Source organism: Streptomyces sp. TOM-9 (assembly GCF_056858595.1).
The window spans coordinates 8913116-8936381 of the sequence record NZ_JBXEQB010000001.1 but is presented as its reverse complement, the minus strand read 5'-3'; the positions used below and the strand labels follow the sequence as shown (position 1 = coordinate 8936381).

The following is a 23266-nucleotide window of genomic DNA, read 5'->3' as shown; positions in this document are numbered from 1 at the left end:
GCCAGGAGCCGGTCGAAAAGGCGCCGGTCGCCGGCGACCTCCAACTCCAAGGGCCCGCCCGCCCCGCCCGCCCCGCAGGGAGGCCTCTGACTGACGGCGGGAGCCTGTGCCGGCCGCCCTCGAGGAGGCGCTTGCCCCCGCCGCGCACACCGGGCCGGTGGGTTGGGCCGGGGGGTGTGCGCGGATTCGTCTCGCGCCCTTCGGGCGCACAGCGCCGGCTGCGGACGGGAGGGTGGGGGCCCGGCCTTGTCTGCGGTGTGCGGGTCGGTGGGTGGCCGGGGTTCAGGCACCGGAGCAGGGCCGGTTGTTCGTACGGTTGCGGTCTCGTTGCCGTCCGCGAGTGCAGACGGCCTGCGACGACGCCCACCCTTCGTGGGCGGCGCGCCCGCCGTAAACCCGCGTCTGCGGGTGCTTCCCCGACATCGGGCCCTCTTTCAACGGCTATGACGCTGAAAGCGAGCCCGATCCCCGTCAGCTCAAAGATCGGGCCCTGTTTCGACGTCCATACCGCCGAAACAGAGCCCGATCTCCCGCCGACCGCCCGGCAGCACCCCGAATCACCCGCGGACGCGGGTCACGGCGGGCGCGCCCACCACCGGAAGCAGGCGTGGAAGCGGCCATCTATACCCGCGCACGGCGACGAGACCGACACCGCCGGAAAGGTGACCCGCTCCGGCGTCTGAACCCCAGCCACCCACGCACCCGCACACTGCCGAGCGGCCCCGGACCGCCACCCGCCCATCCGCAGCCAGCCGCTGTGCGGCCGAAGGGCGCGAGACGGCGAGAGAGCCGGACAACCGGCAGGGCGCCACCAACCACCCGTGGCGTACCAAGGTCTGCGGTCCGCACCCACTGGTAGACGCACTGCTCGCGGACCTCGAGTTCGCTAGGCCGTGTCGTCAAAGTCCCGCCTGCCCAGCGGCGCCTGGCACGGCACCTCGCTGCGTTGTCGAATCGTCCGAGTAGCCCACTACGAGGACGACTCTCCGCCTTACGATGCACCGCACCAGACGCCGCTGGGCCCGCCCTCCGGGCGGCCGGCGCTCCTTTGACGACACGGCCTAGCGCCGCGTGCGCAGCAGCAGGTGCAGGAAGTACGGCGTGCCGATGACGGCGGTCATCAGGCCGGCGCCGATCTGGGCCGGGGCGATGACGGTACGTCCGAGGAGGTCCGCCGCGCAGACCAGCGAGGCGCCCAGGAGCACCGCGACCGGTACGACACGGACGTGCCGGCGGCCCACCAGGGCCCGGGCGGCGTGCGGGGCGACCAGCCCGACGAAGCCGATGGTGCCGGCGGCGGCCACGGCGGTCCCGGTGAGCAGCACGCTCGTCACGAGGAACCCGAGCCGGGCCGGGCCGCGGCGCAGCCCCAGCAGGGCCGGGGTGTCCTCGTCGACCGACAGCAGGTCGAGTTCGGTGCGCCGCGCGACCGCCACCGCCAGGCCCAGCACGAGGGCGGCCGCCACGGGCAGCGTGTCGGGCACGGTCCGCCCGTAGGTGGAGCCGGACAGCCAGGTGAGCGCCTTCGTCGCGTTGAAGGGGTCGGTGAGCACGATCAGCAGGCTGATCAGGGCCGTCGCGGCCGCGGACACGCCGACGCCGACGAGGACCAGCCGCGTCTGCTGGAAGCCGCCCCGCGCCGCGAGCCCGAACACGAGCACCGCGGTCACCGCGGCGCCCGCGAACGCGGCGGCCGCCACGCTCCACGCGCCGGGGACCGGGACCGTCGTGACGAGCAGCACCGCGCCGAGCGCGGCGCCGCCGGAGACGCCGAGGATGCCGGGCTCCGCGAGCGGATTGCGGGTGACGGCCTGCACCAGCGTGCCGGACAGGGCGAGCGCCGCCCCCGCCAGGAGTGCCGCGAGCACCCTCGGGACACGGGTGTCCAGGACGAAGGAGACGGCCTGACCGGCCCTGCCCTGCGTCCAGTTGGCGACGTCGCCCAGGAGCAGTTTGGTGTCGCCCAGCAGCACTCCGGCGACGGTCAGCCCGACCAGTACGGCGACGAGGAGGGCCATGGTCACCAGGAACGCCGCACGGCCGGGGATCCGCATCCGGTCCGGGGCTCCCACCCCCGCGGAGTCCTGGGACCGCAGCGCCATGACGACCAGGAACACCGCGCCGACCAGGCTCGTGACGACCCCGGTGGGGACCGCGACGGCGGTCTGCGCCGGTACCACGGCGCGCAGCAGGACGTCCGCGCCGAGCACCAGGCCCGCGCCGGTCAGGCCCATGACGGGCAGTGCGGAGCGGGTGCGCACCAGCGGGCGGAAGCGCCGGGCCAGCGGCCGTACGAGGGCGGGCGCGCACAGGCCGACGAAGCCGATGGGCCCGGCAAGGGTCACCGCCGCGGCGGACAGCAGCGACGCGCACACCACGACGGTGACGCGCGTGCCGCGGACGGGGACGCCGAGGCCGCGGGCGTCGTCGTCGCCGAGCGCCAGGGCGTCGACGCGCCGGGCCACGAGCAGCAGTCCGGCGACACCGGCCACGGCGACGGGGGCCATCTGCACCACGCCGTCGAAGCCGTTCTGGCTGATGCTGCCCTGGCTCCACTGGTAGAGGCCGTTGGTCTGCTGCGGGAAGAGCAGGATCAGCCCCTCGGTGACGGAGGTCAGGCCGAGGGTGAGCGCGCTGCCGGCCAGGACGAGGCGCACGGTCCCGGCGCCCAGCCCCGACAGCGACAGGACGACGGCGGCCGCCGCGAGCCCGCCGGCGAAGGCCACACCGGAGGAGGCCAGCAGCGGCAGGGACGTCCCGGTGACCATGAGGACGCCGAGGGCCAGGTACGAACCGGCGTTCACGGCGAGGGTGTCGGGCGCGGCGAGCACGTTGCGGCTGACGGACTGAAGGGCCGCGCCGGCGGTCCCGAGGGCGGCGCCGACCAGCAGGCCGGCGGTCATGCGGGGCAGGCGCGAGGCGATCACGACGGACGCGTCGCCGGGACCGGCCCCGCCCGTCAGGGCCTTCCAGACCTCGGCAGGGCCGACGGCCGCGGTGCCCTGGGTGATGTCGACGACCGCGAGGACGGCGACCAGGAGCACGAGCGCGGCCGTCACCGCGGCCGCTCCCGTCCGGGAGCCGGCCGCGTGCGGACGGGTGGCGGGGGTCGTTGCGGTGACGGCCACGGCGCGCTACTTCGTCAGGGCGCCGACGACGGCGTCGACGTACGACTCCATCGACTGCGGGCCGCCGAACATCCAGATGCCGTCGGGCAGCCGGTGCACCTCGCCCTTCTTCACGAACGGCAGGGACTTCCACACGGAGTTCCCGGCGAGGTCGTCGGCGAACGGGTCGCTGCCCTCGCTGTCGCTGCCGATGTAGGCGAACTGCACGTCACCGAGGCCGGTGAGGCCCTCGACGTCGGTGGCGGCCAGGCCGTAGTCCTTGTCGCCCTCGACCTTCCAGGCGTTCTTCAGGCCGAGCGCCTCGTTGACGCCACCGATGAGGGAGCCGCCGGTGTAGGGGCGGATGGAGACCTGGTTGGAGGCGACGTAGCCGTCGGCGAAGGCGATCTCCGAGCCGGCGAGGCCCGCGTCGGCGAGGGCCTTCCTCCCCTCGGCGACCTTGGCGTCGTAGGCCTTCTTCGCCTCGTCGGCCTTGGCGGTGGTGCCGGTCGCCTCGGCGATGAGGTCGAGGTTCTCCTTCATCCGTCCGACCGGGTCGGCGGCGTCGGCGGAACGCACCTCGAGGACCGGGGCGATCTTCTTCAGCTGCTTGACGGCGGCGTCCGGGAGGTCGGTGGTGGCGACGATCAGGTCCGGGGAGAGCGAGGCGATGGTGTCCATGCTGGGCTCGCCGCGGGTGCCGATGTCCTTGGGCCGGTTCTTCAGCGGTACGACCGTGTCCCAGGTGCCGTAGCCCTTGACGTCGGCGACGCCGACCGGGTCCACCCCGAGCGTCACGAGGGACTCGACGACGTTCCACTCCGTGCCGACGACCTTCTCGGCGGGCCCGTCGAGGCTGACCTCGGCTCCGCTCGCGTCGGTGAGCGTGATGCCCTTGGTGTCGTCCTTGGCGGCGCCGTCCGCGTCCGGCTCGGTCGTACCGCAGCCGGCGAGGGCGAGTGCGGCAGCAGCGGCGGCGATGACGATGGAGCGTCTCATGGGGTGGTGACGGGCCTTTCGTTGCGTGCGTGGTGGCGGCCGACGGCGCGGGTGCGCAGCAGGCCGGTGAGGGGATCGGTGTCGACCTCGACCCGTATCCCGTAGGCGTCGGTGAGGCGTTGCGGTGTCAGCACATCCTCGGGGCTGCCGTCGGCGGCGATCCGGCCCGCCCGCAGCAGGGCGATCCGGTCGGCGACGGCGGCCGCCTGGTCCAGGTCGTGCAGGACGACGCCGACGGCGATGCCGTGGTCGTCGGCCAGGTCCCGGATCAGGTCCAGCAGTTCGACCTGGTAGCGCAGGTCGAGGTAGGTCGTGGGCTCGTCGAGGAGGAGCACACCGGTCTCCTGGGCGAGGCAGCTCGCGAGCCAGACGCGCTGGAGCTGGCCGCCGGAGAGGTGCTCGGCGCCCCGGGCGGCGAGGTCCGCGACACCGGTCAGCGCCAGCGCGCGGTCCACCGCGGCCGGGCCGTCCGGGTCGGAGCGGCCCCAGCGGCCCCGGTAGGGGTAGCGGCCGAACTCCACGACGTCCCGTACCGTCAGCCCGCCCGGCGTGGGGCGCCCCTGCGTCAGCAGGGCCACCCGGCGGGAGAACTCACGTGCCGTCAGGGCGAGCCCGTCGGCGCTGGTCCCGTCGTGCGCGTCGATCGTCAACGTGGCGCGGCGGGCCCGCTGCAGGCGTGCCACGGTGCGCAGGAGCGTCGACTTGCCGCTGCCGTTGGGGCCCACCAGGGCGGTCACCTCACCGGGCCGGAGGGTGATCGCCGCGTCATGGACGACGTCGACCCCGTCGTACGACACGGTCACGTCGTACGCCGTCAGCCGGTGACCGCGCAGGGTTGAGGCCGCGGCAGTCTCTTCCGTAGAACTCACAAACGAAGGTTAGCCTAACCTAATCTCTGCCCGAACCACCCCCCTCTCACTTCGGTAAACTTAGGCTAACCTTCCCTGCATGGCGAAGACCGCGCGGCTCATGCCGCAGAACCCCAGGATGTTCCGCGCCGAGGTCGTCAGGACCGAGCGGGTCTCCCCCTCCCTGCACCGCGTGACCGTCAGGGGCGCGGACCTCGCCGACTTCCCGTGGCTGGGCTACGACCACTGGTTCCGCCTCTTCATGCAGCTCCCCCACCAGGACGCCCTGCGGCTGCCCGAGTTCTCCGGGGCACGCTGGTGGCAGCCCTACCTCGCCATCCCCACGGCCGAGCGTCCGCACTACTCGAACTACACCGTCGCCGCGTTCCGTCCCGAAGCGGCCGAAATGGACATCGAGTTCGTGGTGCACCGCACCCCGGACGGCGAACTCGAGGGCCGTGCCGCGATATGGGCCTGCGGCGCCCGGCCCGGGGACGCGCTGGCGCTCCTCGACCAGGGCGTCATGTTCGACTGCCCCGAGGACGCCTCCGAGGTCCTCGTCGTGGCCGACGAGAGCGGCATGCCCGCCGCCACGGGCATCCTGCGCTCCCTCCCCCGCGGCACCGTGGGCCGGCTGATCCAGGAGATCCCCACCCCGGACGACCGGCGCGACCTCGACGCGCCCCCGGGGATCGCCGTCACCTGGGTCGTGCGCGACGACCCGCACGCGGTCCCCGGCTCCGTCGCACTCGCCGAACTGCGGGGGCACACCCCGGTGGACGCCACCGGGTACGCCTTCGTCGTCGGCGAGCAGAGCCTCGCCACCAAGGGACGCCGGCACCTGCACCGCGCCGGCCTCCCCAAGGACCGCATCACCTTCTCCGGGTTCTGGCGGCACGAGGCACGCCACGAGGACGCCTGACCCACGCCGCGGGACGGGAACGCCGCCTCGGCCCCGCGCACGCGCAGCACTTCGCGCACGGAGGGCGCACAAAGGGAACAGTTGAGCCCTGTACGCGCTCCCTCGGGTACGGGGAGAATGCGTAACGCAAGCGATCAAGCGACCGGCGCGCACCGTCCGGTCGCCGACTCCCGGAAGGCGGGTCGACTGCCGTGCTGCTGCATCTGCCCACGTCCGTGCCCGAAGCACAGGAGTTCATGGCTCAGGGGGCGGTGCCCGTCGGCGGGGCGACGCTCGTGTGGGCCACCTGGCAGCGCGACGGCTTCCCCGAACAGGCCATGTCGCTGCGCGATCTGCCGGAGGCCAACACGGTCGGACGCGAGGCGCTGGGCGCGGCGGTGGTGCTGAACCGGATCGACGACCGGGTTCCGGAGGTGCTGCGACGGGCGGCCGCCGGTGTGGGCACCGGCGCCGTGCGGCGGACGGCCACCGTCGGCGGCAACCTCGTCGGCAGCACCCTGCGCTGCCTGCTGCCCGCCGCCCTCGTCCTCGACGCCCGCGCGATCACGCTGGAGCCGGACCGCACCCACGAGACCGATCTGGCCGAGGCCGTGGCCAAGCAGCACCTCCTGCTCGGCATCCGCTGGCGGGAGCCGCTGGTGAGCACCTACGAGAAGCAGTCCGGCGAGGCGGGCGGACCTCCGCCCCTCGTCGTCGCCGCCGCGGTGCACGCCGCCGACGACGGGCACCGTCTGCGCGTCGCCGTCCGTGACGGCTACGAAGTGCTCTGCGCGAGTGCCCCGTTCGACGGCGGCACCGCAGCGGCCCTGCACGCGCTGGAGGAGACGGACCTCGCCGCGCTCCACCCCGCGGCGTGGGACGTGCTGCGCCGGCAGGTCACCGGACTCGCCGGACGGCCCCCCGGCTCCTGACCCCGCACGGGCCCCGCGATCTCGCCCGCCGCATCGGGTATGACCCGGCGCTCCCGGTTGTTGATGAGTGCGAGGGCCCGCGCCGCAACCCCGGCGCGGGACCTCGCCCATCCCCCACCGGATCGGAAGAGGCGAGAGCAGAGATGGCTGACACGCCGGAAGACCCAGGGCACGCGGCGTCGTTCGGCATGGTCCGGAGCGGGCCGGCCCCGGCGCGGATGTGCCTCATCACGCCCGGCGGCGTTTCCACGGTCGAGTTCGTCCTGGAGCCGTCGGTCGGCCTCCGGTGCGCCCGGATGGAAGGCGCCGCGGCACTGGCCCTGAACCGGTGGCTCCACGACGCTGACCCCTCCCGGTACTTCGAGCTGCGGATCGCGTTCCTGCAGTTCGAGTACAACCCCGGTCACGAGTCCTTCGCCGCCGACGAGGTCCGTGCGCTGCGCGCCCTCCTGGAGGAACAGCGGGGCACCGAGCGGTGGAACGACGCCCTGGCGAGCCTGCTCGCCAGGCTGGAGGCCTGCGAGGCGCAGCTGTGACCGCCGACGGGTGAGGTCAGCCGGCGGCGGGCAGAAGGAGGCGCCCGGTCATCGCGCCGACGGCCGCCACGACCGCCGCGCGGTGCCGGTCACGCCGGGCCGTCTCGTCGTCGTCCCCCGGATTGCGGATGCTCGCGGGCGTGGCGACCCACGCCTGCGCGGCGGACAGCGCGACCATCAGCGCGTCCATGCCCGCTTCGAGGCCGACGCCGTGGGCGTCGGCGACCGCCTGGGCCTTGCCCAGGTGGTTGTCCCGCTCCATGGCCGAGGCCTCGGGACGCTCGAGGGCCTTCCACTGGGTCAGCTTGACCAGGTCCGGGTCGTCGCTGAAGACGTCGAAGAGCGCGCCCGCGTACCCGGCCAGGTCGTCCGGGGTGAACGGCACGACGTCGGCCAGCACGCGGAGCCGGGCTTCGAGCACGGCGTCGAAGAGCTCGTCCTTCGAACCGAAGTAGGCGTAGATGGCCTGCTTGTTGGCCGGCGCGGCCTTGGCGATCCGGTCGACCCGGGCCCCGGCGAGCCCGTGCGCGACGAATTCGCCGTACGCGGCCTCGATGAGGCGCGCCCGCGTGGCGGCAGAGTCATAAGCCATGGCGACAGCCTAAGAGATGCAGGTCGGGCGGGGCTGCGCGGTTCGCGGCACGGGCCATGATCACCGTAGCGGCACCAATGCAACCAACCAGATGGTTGCATGTGCGGATCTCGCGGCCTACATTTAAACCATCCGGTTGGTTGCTTACCCGAAAGCAGGAAGAACCCATGTCACTCGTCACCGGCATCCCCTTCGGGGCGCACTCCACCGCGGCGGACGTCGTACGCGACGTCGACCTCTCCGGCAAACGCGCCGTCGTCACCGGCGGCGCGTCGGGCATCGGGCTGGAGACGGCCCTGGCCCTGGCCGGGGCGGGTGCGGATGTGACCCTCGCCGTACGCGACCCGCAGGCAGCCGGCCCCGCCGCCGACCGCATCCGCCGGGAGACCGGGCGCGACGGCGTCCACGTCGCCCGGGTCGACCTGGCCGACCTCGACAGCGTGCGCGCCTTCACAGAAGGCTGGACCGGGCCGCTGCACATCCTCGTCAACAACGCGGGCGTGATGGCCGTACCGGAGCTCACCCTCACCCCGCAGGGGCGGGAGACGCAGTACGCCGTCAACTTCACCGGCCACGCCGCCCTCACGCTCGGCCTCCACGCGGCGCTGCGCGCGGCCGGTGGCGCCCGGGTCGTCATGGTCGGCTCGTCCGCGCACCTGATGGCCCCGGTCGACTTCGACGACATCCACTTCGCCCACCGCCCCTACGAGGCGTGGACGGCGTACGGCCAGTCGAAGTCGGCCGCGATCCTCTTCACCGTCGCGCTCGCCGGGCACTGGGCGGCCGACGGCATCACCGCCAACGCGCTCCACCCGGGCGGCATCATGACCAACCTGCAGCGCCACCTGAGCGAGGAGCAACTGCGGTTCGTGGGCGCCACGGACGAGGCGGGCCGGAAGCTGGACGTCCCGCCGGGCTGGAAGACCCCGCAGCAGGGCGCGGCCACGCCGGTGCTCCTGGCCGCCTCACCCCTGGTCGACGGCGTGACCGGCCGCTACTTCGAGGACTGCCGCCCGGCCGAGCTCCAGCCCGAACCCACGGCGGGCGGGACCGGCGTCGCCGCGTGGGCGATCGACGAGGCGTCGGCCGAACGGCTCTGGGAGGACACGAGGAAGGAGCTCGGGTACTGACGCCGCTCCCCGGAGGTGCGGGACCCGGTCGTACACCCGGGTCCCGCACCGCGCCTTCCGTCGAGCGGGGTCAGGGCCAGACCAGGTCGATGCGTTCCTGGGCGATCGGGTAACCGGCCCTGGCGAAGTGCGCGGCCATCGGCACGTTGGTCCGGTCCGTCCCCGCCACGATGCGGTCCACGCCCTCGTCGGCGAGCTTGTGCGTCGCCTCGACGAGCAGGTCGTAGGCGTATCCGTGGCCGCGGTGCTCGGGCACCACGCCGATGTAGGCGATGAGGGGATCCCCGTAGTGGCGGCCGGGGACGCTCAGTCCGACGAGTTCCCCCGCGGAGTCGTAGGCCAGGCGCCACCACTCGCGCGGGCTCGGCAACCAGCGCAAATAGTCCAGTTCTTCCTGGGCGGCCGCCTCGAGCCCGGAGGTGGCGACGGTGCGGCGCACATGGGCGTCGAGGCTGCCCCGGTGGATGCGGCGGAAGACGTCGAGGAATGCCGCGTCGTCGGGCTCGGGACGGAATTCCAGGCGGCCCGGGCGCGCAGGCACGCCGCATTCCGGCGTCCAGCGGTAGCGGAAGCGCTCGACCAACGGGGACAGCCCGGCCGCGACGGCCGCGTCGATCCGGGCCTCGGCCTGCTCCCGGACCGGAGGGACGTCGCGCCAGCCGGGTCGCAGTTTGAGGGAGTACTGGGCACGCAGCGGCGAGGTGCGGAGCAGTTCCACGGCCGCACCGGCGTCGGTGAAGTCGAACCAGTCCAGGGCGAGTGGGCTGGCGTCCTTCGGCCCGGCCCACCATGCCGCGCGCGCGACGACGACGCCGTCGCGCAGGGCCACCCAGGTCCACTCGGGGCGGTACTCACCGGCGGCGGCCATCCCACCGTAGGTTTCACCGAAGGCGGCGAAGCCGACCAGACCGGGATCGGGCATGGATTCGAAAAGCGCTTCCTCGCCTGGAGCGAGGGGGCGGATGACCAGATCGGTCACGCGAGGTCCTTCCGGGAGGCGACGTGCTCCCGTTCAGATCCTCGGCGCCCTCGGAACGGGGTGGGAGCACATGAGAGTCGGCTGGCTCACGGTTCCCACCTCCTTTGTCCATCGAGGACGCGACCGCAGCATAACAGCGTGATCGAATCGCGTACAACGGCCCGCACGACGGTTCGGCCGAAGGCGTCAAGGCAGCGCGCCCGGACGTCAGGGTCGTCGGGCGAGAGGTCCGGCCGTCGACACGGGAGAGTTCGCGTGCTGCGCGTCCACGGTCATCGGTGCTCCGCGGGTGCGTCCCCCTGGTGGAGCGCGAGGGTCCAGGTGTGGACGGTGTGCGTGGTGGGGTGGCCCGGGCGGGGTGCGGCGATGACCGCGGTGAGGCGGTCGCCGTCGCGGCGCAGCGAGCTGATGTGGCCGGACGCCTTGTCGGGGGCGATCGGCAGCAGTTCGGCGAGGACGGTGCCGTCGAGGCGGCGGTCGACGGCACGGAGCACCCCTGCGTCGAGCACCAGGATCGTCCCGTCCTCCAGCACCACTGGCCGAGGCGTCACCGGGCCGGAGAGCCGGGGACCGCGCTCGATCACGCCACCGGGCAGCAGCCGGACCACGTGGCTCCTGGTGGGGTGGCTCCGGTCGGCCTCGACGACCCGGATGCCGGTGCCGACGACGTAATGGCCGTAACTGCGCCAGGAGTCCACGGCGGCGCCGTCACGGTCGTACTCCCAGGTGTCGAAGAAGTCGTAGCCCGCCAGGCCGAGGACGAACCGTCCCCCGCGCAGCGCGGCACCGTGCTCCCCGCGCAGTTCGGCGACCAGGGTACCGTCCGCCAGGTCGAGCAGCAGGGCAGGACCGAGGAACTCCCAGGGCGTGTACTCCAGGGAGTCCGTGGTGACCAGCACCCTGCCCCCGGCGACGTGCGCGGCGTTGGGACGGCCGGCGCACGCATGGGTCCAGCGCGTCCGTCCCGAGACGTCGACGCAGTTGATCTCCCCGGTCGCCCCCTGGATCCGCAGGTCGTCCCGTCGCGCCAGCGGTCGCCCCTCGGGCGGCCGCGACGGGTACGGCGGCCTGCCCACCGCGCTGTGACGGTCCACCACGGTGACGCGCCACCGACCGGGGTCCGCCCCCTCGGCGCGCCTGCTTTCCTCGGGTATCGGCATGGCCGCGATGCTAACCGCCGCGCGGGGCACGGCGACACGGTTACCATGCCACCGTGATCAAGGTGCGGGCCATGCGCATGGACGACGTCGACGCCGTCTCCACGATCCGGGTGAGGGGCTGGCAGGCGACGTACGCCGGGATCGTGCCGCGGAGTTACCTGGACGCGATGAGCGTCGAGGAGGACGCGTTCCTGCGCAGGACGTGGCTGGCGACCGCCGGGAACCGCGTGGAGAACCTCGTCGCCACCGAGGACGGCGTCGTGACCGGCTGGGCGGCCCTCGGACCGCGCGCCGGGGAGCCCCGGGAGCCCGGCGGAGGCGTCGCCTGCGAGCTCTACGCCCTCTACGTGCGGCCGGACCGCATCGGCACCGGCACCGGGCGCCGGCTGATGTCGGCGGTGCGCTCCCGGGCGGCCGAACTCGGCCATCTGCGGCTGGAGTTCTGGGTGCTGGCCGACAACGCCCGCGCACGGCGCTTCTACGCACGCGCCGGGTTCTCGCCCGACGGCGCCGAGCAGGTCGAGGAGTACGACGGCGTTCCGCTCCGGGACCTGCGGTACGCGGGCGACACGAGCGCGCCCGCCTGAACCCTGCGACGCGACCGTGGCGCCGCACCCGGTCCTGCCGGGCACGGCGCCACACCCTGCCTCGTGCTTCCGCCTACTCGTCGATCGCCGCGCCGAACTGCGCGTTGGCCGAGGGAGCGCCCAGGGTCGCGCCGTCGTACGTCCAGGTGCCCTGGGCGACCAGCCCGGAGGACGACGCGGGGACGACCCAGACGAAGCCGTCGTTCGTGTTCTCGCCCGGGGCCGCCGCGAGGAGGCCGAAGCGGCCGTCCCTGTCGGCGTCGACCAGCCGGATCTGGCCGCCCCAGCGGTCGGAGGCCTCCGCGGCGCCCGGGATGCCCGCGGTGTTCTGGTCGAAGCTGCGCGCTCCCGTGGCGGTGAGCCCGCCCGGTGCGCCGCGCAGGGTCCAGACCGCGCCGGCGTCGGCGACGGAGCCGATGTCCTCACCGGGGGCACCGATGGCCAGGTCGGGGAGGCCGTCGCCGTTGGTGTCGCCGGCGGACAGTTCGGCGCCCCAGCGGTCTCCCGCCTCGGCGACGCCGGGGACGCCGGCCGAGTCCTGGGTCCATGTCTGCGCCGGGGTGGGGTCGAGGCCCGACAGGTCGCCCCTGCCCAGGTGGACGGTGACGGATCCGCCGAGTGCCGAACCGGTGCCCGTGTCGCCGATGGCCAGGTCGTCCTGGCCGTCGTGGTTGAAGTCGCCGGAGGCGACCGCGGGTCCGCCCTCGAAGGTGCCGCCGTCGCCGAGGTCCTCGACGCCGGGTGCGCCGTGCAGGACCTGGGTGACGCCGACCCCGGGCCGGTCGCCCGTGGTCACCCCGGAGATCGCCAGGTCGGCCCAGGAGTCCTCGTTGTAGTTGCCGTGGCTCAGGCTCCGCAGGGCGAGGCCGGTGTCCTGGGCCGTGCGCTCCAGGGCGCGGACTCCCCGGTCCGCCTGCCGCAGGAGCGGCGCGGCGGTTCCCGGCTGGGCGGTGAAGAAGAGCAGGGAGTCGTTCTCCAGGACGGCGATGCTGTCGCGCAGGTTGGCGTCGGGGGCCGAAGGATCCGGGGCGAAGTACCGGGCGGCTTCTACCGCCCGCCCGAAGTTCGCGCCGGCCCGCGGCTGGTCGGGATCCTCCAGCCAGAAGCTGTCGCCGCCGTGCAGACCGGTCGGGGAGCCCCAGAAGACGACGGCACCGCCGGCGTCGGAGAGCGCCCCCAGGTCCTCGCCGGGGATGCCGACGATCGCGTCGTCGTAGCCGTCGTTGTCCAGGTCGCCGGTGGCCACGGCCTGTCCGAAGCCGTCGCCCGCCTCGGCGGCGCCCGCGACGCCCGAGGTGCTCTGGCTGAGGACGGATCTCTTGGTGGTGCTGAGGCCGCCTGACCCGCTGTACTGCACGGTGACGTACCCGGCGCCCTTGGCCCCGGACACGGTGGCGCCGGGGGCGCCGATCAGCACGTCGTCGTACCCGTTGCCGTCGAAGTCGCAGTTGCGCTGCTGCCACCCGATCGACGGGAAGGGCACCGCCGCCTGTGCGGCGGGGGCCGTGAGGAGCGCACCGCCGCCGAGGGTGAGGAGTGCCGCGGCCGCGAGGGCCGCGCTCTTGTTGTGACGCACAGAAGAACCTCCATGGTCTCCTGGGTTGCCCTCGGCGTCCCCCGAACCCGCGTCGAATCGCCCGCGGTCGGGTGGCGTCCGGCCGGCAACGCCCGCTGTTCCGTCACCCGGAAGACACCTGACGTTCGCCGAGGGTTGTAGCGAACGGGCGGGCCGCCTCCCGGCGCGGGTGGTCGCGACGGGCCGCCGACGGTCGTCGTGGGCCGCCGCTGCCTGCGTCTTTGACCGCGATTTGCCGCCGGGGGCACTGGTGCGGGGCGGCCCCGGGGATTCAGGATGATCCTCATGCCCGAATCCACTGCATTCCACGACCTGGCGGCGTTCCTCGCGCTGCCCCGCGTCTCCTCGCTCGCGCTGTCACCGGACGGGACCCGTCTGGTGACGTCGGTGCAGGAACTGTCCGCCGACCGCACCCGGTTCATCGGTGCCCTGTGGGAGGTGGACCCGGCCGGGGAGCGTCCGGCGCGGCGGCTCACCCGCTCGGGGCGCGGCGAGTCCGCCCCGGGGTTCCTGCCCGACGGCACCCTGCTCTTCTTGTCCTCGCGTCCGGTCGCCGACCCCGGTGACGGCGAGGACGACCGGCAGGAGGCGGCGCTGTGGAGCCTGCCGGCCGGCGGCGGCGAGGCGGCACAACTGCTGGCCAGGCCCGGCGGGATCGGCGAGTACGCGACGGCCACCGGCGCCTCCCGGGTCGCCCTGGGGGCCTCCTTGCTGCCCGGCGCGGCCGACGCGGAGCACGACGAGCGGCTGCGCGAGGCCCGCCGGAAGGCCAAGGTCTCGGCGATCCTGCACGAGTCGGTGCCGGTGCGGTACTGGGACCACGACCTGGGTCCCGGCGTCCCGCACATGTTCACCGTCGCGGACGCCACCGCGGAGCAGCCCGCCCTCGTGGACTGCGGCGCGCGCCGGGCCGCCTTCGCCGAGGGTGTGGCGCTCTCCCCCGACGGCTCGCTGGTCGCGTACGCGACGGCCGTGGGCACCCTCCCCGACGAGGTCCGCTCCGTGGTCGTCGTCGCGGACGCCGAGACGGGCAAGCCGTTGCGGATGCTGGAGTCCCCCGACGCGGAGTTCGGCGCCCCGGCGTTCACCCCGGACGGCCGGGACCTGGTGTGCGCCCGACGGCGGCGTGTCACCTGGGAGGCCCCCGGTGACGTCACGCTGTGGCTGACGAGCGCCACGGACGACCAGGACCCCGGACGCGACCTGCTGCCTGATTTCGGCCAGTGGCCGGGTTCCCCGGTCGTCTCCCCGGTTCCCGGTCAGGACGGTGCCCCGGTGGTGTACTTCGCCGCCGACGAGGGCGGTCACGGCCCGGTCTTCCGGCTCTCCACCGGCAGCGGCGAACTGGTCGCGCTCACCGCGTCCGGTACGTATTCGGACGTGGTGGTGAGCCCCGACGGCGGCACCGTGTACGCGCTGCGCTCCGCCGTGGACAGCCCTCCGCTCCCGGTGCGGCTCGACGCCACGACGCCCGGGCAGCAGCCCGTTTCGCTCCCCTGCCCCGGGCAGGGCACCGTGCTGCCCGGCAGCCTCACCGAGGTGCACACCACCGCCGAGGACGGGACGGCCCTGCGGGCCTGGCTGGTGCTGCCGGACGGCGCGAGCGCCGGCACTCCGGCGCCCCTGCTGCTGTGGGTGCACGGCGGCCCGCAGACCAGCTGGAACGCCTGGCACTGGCGCTGGAGCCCGTGGGTCGCGGCCGCCGCGGGCTACGCGGTCCTGCTGCCGGACCCGGCGCTGTCCACCGGCTACGGCCAGCAGATGCACGAGCGCGGCTGGGCGCACTGGGGCGGCGCCCCGTACGACGACGTGATGGCGCTGACCGACGCCGCGCTGCTGCGGGACGACCTGGACGGCGGGCGCACCGCGATGATGGGCGGCTCGTACGGCGGCTACATGGCCAACTGGATCGCCACCCGTACCGACCGCTTCAAGGCGATCGTCACCCACGCGAGCCTGTGGAACATGTACAGCTTCGCGCAGGTCACGGACTTCCCGGCGTACTGGATGCGGCGCCAGGGCGACCCGCTGGTCAGCACCGAGCGGTACGAGCGCGAGTCCCCGCACCTGCGGGCCGCGCAGATCACCACGCCGATGCTGGTGATCCACGGCGACAAGGACTACCGGGTGCCGATCGGCGAGGGCCTGGCGCTCTGGAACGACCTGGTGCGGTTCGAGGTCCCGGCGAAGTTCCTGTACTTCCCCGACGAGGGCCACTGGATCCTCAAGCCCAACAACGTCCGCCTGTGGTACGCGACGGTGCTCGGCTTCCTCGCCCACCACGTGCTGGGCGAGGAGTGGCAGCGCCCCGACCTGGTCTGACGGCCCGCCGTCGCCGGGGCCCGGTCCGCACCGGGCCCCGGCGGCCTCCCCTCTCCCGGAGCCGGCCGGGACGCCGACGCGGCCGCCGTACCCCCACGCGTCCGGCCCTGACGTGACGGCACCTCCGCCGCGGGTTCGACGCCCCTTCACACCCGCCGCGCCGGGCCGTGGCGGGTGTCCGCGACCCCCACCGGTCCGAAAGTCACACCAACACCCTTGACACCACCGGTGCCTTGACCCCCTACTGGCCCTTGCACAGCGAACTTGACAACGTTGTCTAGGCGCAGAAAGGGTGCTCGCGCATATGCAGCAGAGAGCTGCCCGGCACAGATGGAGTTCCTCGGCGGTCGTGTTGGTGACCGCCCTCGCCCTGGCCGCGGCCACGCAGCAGGCGGCGGTCGCCGTGCCCGAACCGGGGTCGCACGTCGACACCTTCGCGTCGTCGTTCGAGTCGGGCGATCCGGCGCCCGACTGGCGCAACACGGTGGACACCGCGGCGGACGGGTCCAAGCGGGCCTCGGGTGTGGACGGTGGCTACAGCACCGGCATCCCCGGCAACCTCAACGACCACGTCACCGACATCCGCGCCAACGGCGAGTACACGGACTCGGGCGAGGTGAAGGAGAACCTCGTCGACGCCGAGCCGGGGACCAAGTGGCTGGTCTTCCAGCCCACCGGCTGGGTGGAGTTCGACCTCGACGGCCCCGCGAAGGTCGTCACCTACGCCCTGACGTCCGCCAACGACGCCGCGGAACGCGACCCGCGCGACTGGACCCTGCAGGGCTCCACCGACGGCAAGGACTGGAAGACCCTGGACACCCGCTCCGGCGAGTCCTTCCCCGAGCGGTTCCAGACGAAGTCGTACGACCTCGCTGAGCCCGCCGAGTACCAGCACTTCCGGATCGACATATCCAGGAACAACGGCGCGTCGGGCATCACGCAGCTGGCCGACCTGCAGCTGTCCACGGGCGCCACCGGCGACCCGGTGCCGCAGGACATGCTCTCGCTCGTCGACCGCGGCCCGAGCGGCTCGCCGACGGCGAAGTCGGGTGCCGGCTTCACCGGTACGCGGGCGCTGCGCTACGCGGGCCGGCACACCGGCGACGGCAGGGCGTACTCGTACAACAAGGTCTTCGACGTCGACGTGCCCGTCCGCCGGGACACCGCGCTGTCGTACCGGATCTACCCGTCGATGGCGGACGGCGACCGCGACTACGACGCCACCAACGTCTCGGTGGACCTGGTCTTCACCGACGGCACCTACCTCAGCCGTCTGGGCGCCACGGACGAGCACGGCTTCGCGCTCACCCCGCAGGGGCAGGGCGCGGCCAAGGTGCTCTACGTCAACCAGTGGAACGACGTCGTCTCCCGGATCGGGTCGGTCGCCGCGGGCAAGACCGTCGACCGCATCCTGGTGGCGTACGACTCCCCCAAGGGCCCGGCGAAGTTCCGCGGCTGGCTGGACGACGTGACGCTGGAGCCGCTCGCGCAGGAGAAGCGGAAGGCGCACCTGTCGGACTACGCGCTGACGACCCGCGGGACCAACTCCAGCGGCAGCTTCTCGCGCGGCAACAACTTCCCGGCCACGGCCGTGCCGCACGGCTTCAACTTCTGGACGCCGGTGACCAACGCGGGCACCCTCAACTGGCTGTACGACTACGCCAAGGCGAACAACTCCGACAACCTGCCCACGATCCAGGCGTTCAGCGCCAGCCACGAGCCCAGCCCCTGGATGGGCGACCGGCAGACCTTCCAGGTGATGCCGTCGGCCGCCTCCGGCACCCCGGACACGGCGCGCGGCGCACGGGCCCTGGCCTTCCGGCACGAGAACGAGACGGCGCGCCCCTACTACTACGGCGTGAGGTTCGAGAACGGCCTGAAGACGGAGATGGCCCCGACCGACCACGCGGCCGTGCTCCGCTTCACCTACCCCGGTGACGACGCGAGCGTGCTCTTCGACAACGTCACCGAGCAGGCGGGCCTGACGCTCGACAAGGAGACCGGCACCTTCACCGGCTACTCCGACGTGAAGTCCGGGCTGTCCACCGGCGCCACCCGGCTGTTCCTGTACGGCGAGTTCGACGCGCCCGTCACCGAGGGCACGTCGAGCGGCGTCAAGGGCTACCTGCGCTTCGACGCCGGCGAGGACCGCACCGTGTCGCTGCGGCTGGCCACCTCCCTGATCAGCATCGACCAGGCGAAGGACAACCTGCGCCAGGAGATCCCGGGCGGCACCTCCTTCGAGACGGTGAAGAAGCGCGCGCAGAAGCAGTGGGACGAGCTGCTGGGCCGCGTCGAGGTCGAGGGTGCCACCACGGACCAGCTGACGACCCTCTACTCCAGCCTGTACCGGCTGTACCTGTACCCCAACTCCGGCTTCGAGAAGGTGGGGTCGAAGTACCAGTACGCGTCCCCGTTCTCCGCGATGCCCGGTCCCGACACCCCGACCCACACCGGCGCGAAGATCGTGGACGGCAAGGTCTACGTCAACAACGGCTTCTGGGACACCTACCGGACGACGTGGCCGGCGTACTCCTTCCTGACTCCCAGTCAGGCGGGTGAGATGGTCGACGGGTTCGTGCAGCAGTACAAGGACGGCGGCTGGACCTCGCGCTGGTCGTCCCCCGGCTACGCGGACCTGATGACGGGCACGTCCTCGGACGTCGCCTTCGCCGACGCCTACGTCAAGGGCGTGAACTTCGACGCCGAGGCGGCGTACGACGCGGCCGTGAAGAACGCGACCGTCGTCCCGCCGCAGTCGGGCGTGGGCCGCAAGGGGATGGCGACCTCCCCCTTCCTCGGCTACACGAGCACCGACACCCACGAGGGCCTGTCGTGGGCGCTGGAGGGCTACCTCAACGACTACGGCATCGCCGAGATGGGCAAGGCCCTCTACGAGAAGACCGGCAAGAAGCGCTACAAGGAGGAGTCCGCGTACTTCCTCAACCGCGCCCAGGACTACGTCAACCTCTTCGACCCGCAGGCGGGCTTCTTCCAGGGGCGTGACGCCAAGGGCGACTGGCGGGTGGACTCCGCGAAGTACGACCCGCGGGTGTGGGGTTACGACTACACCGAGACGAACGGCTGGGGCTACGCCTTCACCGCCCCGCAGGACAGCCGGGGCCTGGCCAACCTGTACGGCGGCCGCGACGGTCTCGCGGAGAAGCTCGACGGGTACTTCTCCACCCCGGAGACCGCCTCGCCCGAGTTCGTCGGCTCCTACGGCGGCGTCATCCACGAGATGACGGAGGCCCGGGACGTGCGGATGGGCATGTACGGGCACTCCAACCAGGTGGCCCACCACGTCACGTACATGTACGACGCGGCCGGCCGTCCCTGGGAGACGCAGAAGAACGTCCGCGAGGTGCTCTCCCGCCTCTACACGGGCAGCGCCATCGGGCAGGGCTACCACGGCGACGAGGACAACGGCGAGCAGTCTGCCTGGTTCCTCTTCTCCGCGCTCGGCTTCTACCCCCTGGTGATGGGCAGCGGCGAGTACGCCGTCGGCTCCCCGCTGTTCACCAAGGCGACCGTCCACCTGGAGAACGGCAAGGACCTGGTCGTCAAGGCGCCCAAGAACAGCACGCGCAACGTGTACGTGCAGGGCCTCGAGGTCAACGGCCGCTCCTGGACGTCGACCTCGCTTCCGCACTCGCTCCTGGCCAAGGGCGGTGTGCTGGAGTTCGCCATGGGCCCGAAGCCCTCGTCGTGGGGCACCGGCAAGAACGCCGCGCCGGTGTCGATCACCCACGACGACAAGGTGCCCGCGCCCCGAGCGGACGCCCTCAAGGGCGACGGCGCCCTGTTCGACAACACCTCGGCGACGGACGCGGCGGCCACGACCGTCGACCTTCCGGTGGACGGCCGCACCAAGGCCGTCCAGTACACGCTGACCTCGTCGTCGGACCGCTCCAAGGCCCCCACCGGCTGGACCCTCCAGGGCTCCTCGGACGGCACGCACTGGAAGACCCTCGACAAGCGCTCCGGTGAGTCCTTCGCCTGGGACCGCCAGACCCGGGCCTTCTCGGTCGCCTCTCCGGGCGGTTACACCCAGTACCGCCTGGTCCTGGACACCGAGTCGACCCTGGCGGAGGTGGAACTGCTCGCCTGATCCGCTCAAGGCGACGGGGGCGGGCGCGGATGGACTCCGCGCCCGCCCTCGCCGTTCACCATGGACCGGCCGCGACGGGACGGGGTGAACAGGGCCTAGCAGTCGTAGCGGTGGGCGAAGGGGAGTTCGGGGCACCGGCGGCAGAGGAAGAAGTACACACCGCCCGCATCGCCCATGACCATGTCGTGTTCATCGTCCGCCGTGATGCTCAGGAGGTGTTCCATGCGGTGACCGCGGGCGCAGTCCGGCCAGTCGGGCTCCTGGTTCCAGGCAGGGTAGCCCCCCACCTTGGTCCGGTGAGCACGGCAGAGGCGTTCCTCGAAGGCCGCGAGGAGGTCCATGTACGCGTAGTCGGTGTCCGGGGTGGGTGCGACCGTGCAGGGGCGGGGCATGAACTCGTCGTGGTCCTCGCCCTCCCGGGGCGCGGGCACGTCGCGGAGCGGTCCGCCGGCCAGGACGTCGGCTTCGGCACGCCAGTGGAGGGACGGCCCGGCGACCATGACCTCGTCATCGGGGTGGAGCAGCGGGCACCACAGGACCTGGAGCACGTCCTTGCCGTCGGGGAAGCGCAGTTGGGCCACGTCACGGGCGAACAGTTGCAGCACCGGAACCATGGGGACCGGTCCCACCGGCGGGCCGCTGAAATCGGCAAGGTGGCCGGGGCGGTCGCACTGCGGCCACGGCTCGTCGCCGGGCCGGAGGGCGGGGCCGCCGAGGGAACTGTCCCTGATGCCGGGGGATCCCTGTTCCGGCCGGAGCAGGGTGGTGGGCCGGCGGAACGACGCGAGCTCGGGTATGGGCTTGTGCAGGACCGGTCCGTCGGCGGCGTGCGGTGACACGGTCCGGTCTCCCCTCGGCTCGGCGTCGGCGGCCGAGCGGTACGCGTGGGCGGACACGGCCGTGGCCGTGCCCGTCCGGCGAACGTACTCCCCCGCACCGACACCCGTCGCCGGGAGCATCCGAGCCGAGGGCGGCACCCCGTCGCCGGGGTGCCGCCCCCGTCGGGTCAGGGGGCCAGCAGGTTCAGCCAGGTCCCGGTCCGTACGGTGCCGTCCGCGGGCAGGCCGCGGGAGGACTGGAAGGAGCGCACCGCGGTGTCCGTCGCCGGGCCGAAGGCTCCGTCCACGGTCAGTCCCGCACCGCGGGTGTTCAGCAGGTACTGCACGGCGGAGACGGCGGGTCCGGTGTCGCCCTGCTTGAGCGTCGCGACGACGAGCGGCTGCCAGGTCGCGGGGCCGACGACGCCGTTCGAGGGCAGACCGCGCGAGGTCTGGAAGGAACGGACACCGGCGGCGGTCGTGATGCCGAAGACGCCGTCCACGGCGAGCCCCACCCCGCGGGCGTTCAGCAGGTACTGCAGGGCCCTGACCCGGGTGCCGCTCTGGCCCTGCTGCAGCAGGGGCCAGTCGGGCGCGGGCGTGCCGGCGCCCGTGGGCAGCGCGAAGGGCAGCGGGAGCAGCAACTGGGTGTTGCGCGCCGTCGGCGCGCCGCGCCGCAGGTCGATGCCGCGGGCGACGGACTGGATGTCGTTGGCGGCCAGTTCGCGTGCCAGGGAGGCCAGCGCGGCAGGGGTGCCGGTGTCCCCGCCGTACGACAGCGGGGCGTCCGCGTCGACCATGGTGGTGAAGATCGACAGGTATCCGCCGCCCTCGGCGATCTCGACGATCCGGGACTGCACGGGCCAGTCGATGTGCGAGGCGGTGTTCACCTCCCAGAATCCGGCGCTGAGCGCGGAGGTCCAGGCGGGCTTGTGCGCGGTGATGTTGTTGGTGTGCGTGTGGCCGTCCACCATCAGGACGACGTTCGGGAAGCGCAGCAGCTTGTCGCGCAGGTCGGCGCCGCTGTAGGGCGCGTCGTCGTCCGTGTTGTCCATCGAGTCGAGCGTGTGGTGGCAGCAGACGACGATCAGCTTGTCCTTGACCCCGGGCTGGGTGACGACGGTGCCGGGACCCGTGCCGTTGGGTCGGTCCGTCTCGTAGCGGGAGCTGTTCGCCCTCAGCTGCGCGTCCAGCCACTCCCACTGCGCCTGGTCCAGGGCGCCGTCCGCGCCGCCGCCCGGGTTGGTGGTGTCGAGCACGAGGACCTGGACGAGGTCGGAGGGGCCGGAGGGTATGGCGTAGTATGCCCGGTCGCTGCCGGAGGTGAAGCCGTGTCCGGCGGGGGTGCCGGTGGTGCGGAAGTGCTCGGCGACGAACTCGCGCCGCTCCAGCAGGCGTCGTGCCGGGTCGGCGGTGACCTTCTCGGTGTCGAGGGTGAAGTCGCCGGTGATGATGTCCGTCAGCAGCTCGATGTAGTAGGCGGGCCCGTTGTCGAAGACGTCGGGGACGCCCTCGATCTGGGTGATCTTCGTCGAGCCGGTGGCGATGCTCTTGAGCGGGTCGAACGGCAGGACGTCCGGCGCCACGTTGCCCTGCACGAGGCCGTCGTGGTTGCCGTAGGCGGCGTACCAGGGCATGCGCAGGCCGCCCGCGGTGAAGGGCCTGCGGGCGGCGGCGAGCAGACCGGTCACCAGGGGGAAGCCGGCCACTTCGTTGTTGTCGGCGGGGCTCTGCCGGGCCTGCGGGTGCCAGTAGTGGACGTCGGTGCCGAACCGCCCGCTGCTCACGCTCTCGTCGAGGGCGAGGTTGCCTGAGTCGGGGGTGACGGTGTTGCCGTCCAGCAGGTCGATGTACCAACGGGTCTCGTTGTACTGGCAGTTGTCGACCGCGTCGCCGGTGACGACGGTGAAGGCCAGCGGTGCGCCGGTCCGCGGCCCGCGTCCGACCTGCCGTACGGCGCGGCACATCGCGTCGGTCGTCTGGGTCGACAGGAACTCGTGCGCGCGGTAGGCGGACTCGGTGGGATAGGAGTTGTAGTGCGGCGGGCCGTAGTCGGCGAGCCGGTCGAGGCACTCGACGCGCAGCGGTGACTGGTCGTCGACGATGTGCAGGTCGGACATCTGGGCGAAGGCGATCAGTGACCGGGTCACCGTGGGTGCGGTGACGTTGGCCAGGTCCTTGCGGACGAGGTGGGGTTCGCCGGGCCCCGCGACGATCCCGCGGTAGCCGGACCCGAGGTCCGGGCCGCGCAGCAGCGTGCGGTCCAGGGTCGACAGGCCCGGTACGGAACCGTCGTCGGCGGTGGTCCGGGGGGCGGCGGCCGCGAGGCCGGCGAGGCCGCCTTGGGCGACTGTCGCGGTCACCACGCTCACGGCGGTCGCGATCAGCATTCTTCGGCGCGTCAGAGACATTCCGCATCCTGTTCGGTCGTCAGCCGCCGTACGCGGGCAGCACGGCATGGCGATGGGGGGGACGAGGGAGGCGCGCGAACCACCCGGTCGCGGAGCGGAGGACCGGGCCCGCCAAGAGTGGCAAAGGGAGGGCCCGACCGCAAGGAGTGGTACAGCCACTCATCCACTTTCTGACCGACTCACTTCCCGGTGACGGCATGGCGCGACCCCGCACGGACCTTCGGGCACGGCCGTACGGGGTCGGCGGGGAGGTGGGT

16 protein-coding genes are annotated in these 23266 nt (G+C 72.8%); 7 read left to right on the top strand and 9 right to left on the bottom strand.

Annotated elements, in window-relative coordinates:
- Positions 1 to 1061 precede the first annotated feature (1061 nt).
- From AC1VWI_RS41065 to AC1VWI_RS41055, 3 genes are read right to left on the bottom strand one after another with little or no spacing between them, the layout of a single operon-like run.
- The gene (locus tag AC1VWI_RS41065) at positions 1062 to 3128 is read right to left on the bottom strand and encodes an iron ABC transporter permease (protein WP_499516152.1); all 2067 of its coding nucleotides are present in this window, start codon (positions 3126 to 3128) and stop codon (positions 1062 to 1064) included.
- 6 nt (positions 3129 to 3134) lie between these two features.
- Positions 3135 to 4106: an ABC transporter substrate-binding protein gene (locus AC1VWI_RS41060; protein WP_499516151.1), complete on the bottom strand. Its 972-nt coding sequence runs from the start codon at positions 4104 to 4106 to the stop codon at positions 3135 to 3137.
- Entirely contained in the window at positions 4103 to 4975 is an 873-nt protein-coding gene (locus AC1VWI_RS41055; RefSeq protein ID WP_499516150.1) for an ABC transporter ATP-binding protein, read from the bottom strand. The genes AC1VWI_RS41060 and AC1VWI_RS41055 overlap by 4 nt, the downstream gene beginning before the upstream one ends.
- Before the next feature lie 79 nt (positions 4976 to 5054).
- Here AC1VWI_RS41055 and AC1VWI_RS41050 point away from each other — a divergent pair, with 79 nt between their 5' ends.
- From AC1VWI_RS41050 to AC1VWI_RS41040, 3 genes are all read left to right on the top strand, one after another.
- Complete coding sequence (locus AC1VWI_RS41050; protein ID WP_499516149.1) at positions 5055 to 5876, top strand: siderophore-interacting protein; 822 nt, start codon at positions 5055 to 5057, stop codon at positions 5874 to 5876.
- Between the two features lie 191 nt (positions 5877 to 6067).
- Positions 6068 to 6787, top strand: a complete 720-nt coding sequence (locus tag AC1VWI_RS41045; RefSeq protein ID WP_499516148.1) for an FAD binding domain-containing protein — start codon at positions 6068 to 6070, stop codon at positions 6785 to 6787.
- 143 nt (positions 6788 to 6930) lie between these two features.
- Positions 6931 to 7323, top strand: a complete 393-nt coding sequence (locus AC1VWI_RS41040) for a hypothetical protein (protein ID WP_499516147.1) — start codon at positions 6931 to 6933, stop codon at positions 7321 to 7323.
- A gap of 16 nt (positions 7324 to 7339) precedes the next feature.
- Here the strand turns inward: AC1VWI_RS41040 and AC1VWI_RS41035 are convergent, their stop codons facing one another.
- Positions 7340 to 7915, bottom strand: a complete 576-nt coding sequence (locus AC1VWI_RS41035) for a TetR/AcrR family transcriptional regulator (protein WP_499516146.1) — start codon at positions 7913 to 7915, stop codon at positions 7340 to 7342.
- A gap of 167 nt (positions 7916 to 8082) precedes the next feature.
- On the opposite strand from AC1VWI_RS41035, the gene AC1VWI_RS41030 reads away from it, so the two are divergent.
- Complete coding sequence (locus AC1VWI_RS41030) at positions 8083 to 9045, top strand: SDR family NAD(P)-dependent oxidoreductase (RefSeq protein WP_499516145.1); 963 nt, start codon at positions 8083 to 8085, stop codon at positions 9043 to 9045.
- A 70-nt stretch (positions 9046 to 9115) separates the two neighbouring features.
- Here AC1VWI_RS41030 and AC1VWI_RS41025 read toward each other — a convergent pair whose 3' ends face one another.
- Positions 9116 to 10024, bottom strand: coding sequence for a GNAT family N-acetyltransferase (locus AC1VWI_RS41025; RefSeq protein ID WP_499516144.1), 909 nt, complete (start codon positions 10022 to 10024; stop codon positions 9116 to 9118).
- A 272-nt stretch (positions 10025 to 10296) separates the two neighbouring features.
- Positions 10297 to 11184, bottom strand: a complete 888-nt coding sequence (locus AC1VWI_RS41020; protein ID WP_499516143.1) for a hypothetical protein — start codon at positions 11182 to 11184, stop codon at positions 10297 to 10299.
- A gap of 53 nt (positions 11185 to 11237) precedes the next feature.
- Here AC1VWI_RS41020 and AC1VWI_RS41015 point away from each other — a divergent pair, with 53 nt between their 5' ends.
- Positions 11238 to 11771 carry a GNAT family N-acetyltransferase gene (locus AC1VWI_RS41015; RefSeq protein WP_499516142.1) on the top strand — a complete coding sequence of 178 codons (534 nt, stop codon included), beginning with the start codon at positions 11238 to 11240 and terminating at the stop codon, positions 11769 to 11771.
- A gap of 73 nt (positions 11772 to 11844) precedes the next feature.
- Here the strand turns inward: AC1VWI_RS41015 and AC1VWI_RS41010 are convergent, their stop codons facing one another.
- Positions 11845 to 13347, bottom strand: a complete 1503-nt coding sequence (locus AC1VWI_RS41010; protein ID WP_499516141.1) for an FG-GAP repeat protein — start codon at positions 13345 to 13347, stop codon at positions 11845 to 11847.
- A 285-nt stretch (positions 13348 to 13632) separates the two neighbouring features.
- Between AC1VWI_RS41010 and AC1VWI_RS41005 the strand changes: the two genes are divergently transcribed.
- Entirely contained in the window at positions 13633 to 15669 is a 2037-nt protein-coding gene (locus AC1VWI_RS41005) for a S9 family peptidase (RefSeq protein ID WP_499516140.1), read from the top strand.
- Between the two features lie 304 nt (positions 15670 to 15973).
- Positions 15974 to 19780: a GH92 family glycosyl hydrolase gene (locus tag AC1VWI_RS41000; protein WP_499516139.1), complete on the top strand. Its 3807-nt coding sequence runs from the start codon at positions 15974 to 15976 to the stop codon at positions 19778 to 19780.
- A gap of 95 nt (positions 19781 to 19875) precedes the next feature.
- Here the strand turns inward: AC1VWI_RS41000 and AC1VWI_RS40995 are convergent, their stop codons facing one another.
- Together AC1VWI_RS40995 and AC1VWI_RS40990 are read right to left on the bottom strand one after the other, a co-directional pair.
- On the bottom strand, positions 19876 to 20676 hold the full coding sequence (locus AC1VWI_RS40995; RefSeq protein WP_499516138.1) for a DUF1963 domain-containing protein: 801 nt from the start codon (positions 20674 to 20676) through the stop codon (positions 19876 to 19878).
- Between the two features lie 110 nt (positions 20677 to 20786).
- Entirely contained in the window at positions 20787 to 23009 is a 2223-nt protein-coding gene (locus tag AC1VWI_RS40990) for a TIGR03767 family metallophosphoesterase (RefSeq protein ID WP_499516137.1), read from the bottom strand.
- Positions 23010 to 23266 lie beyond the last annotated feature (257 nt).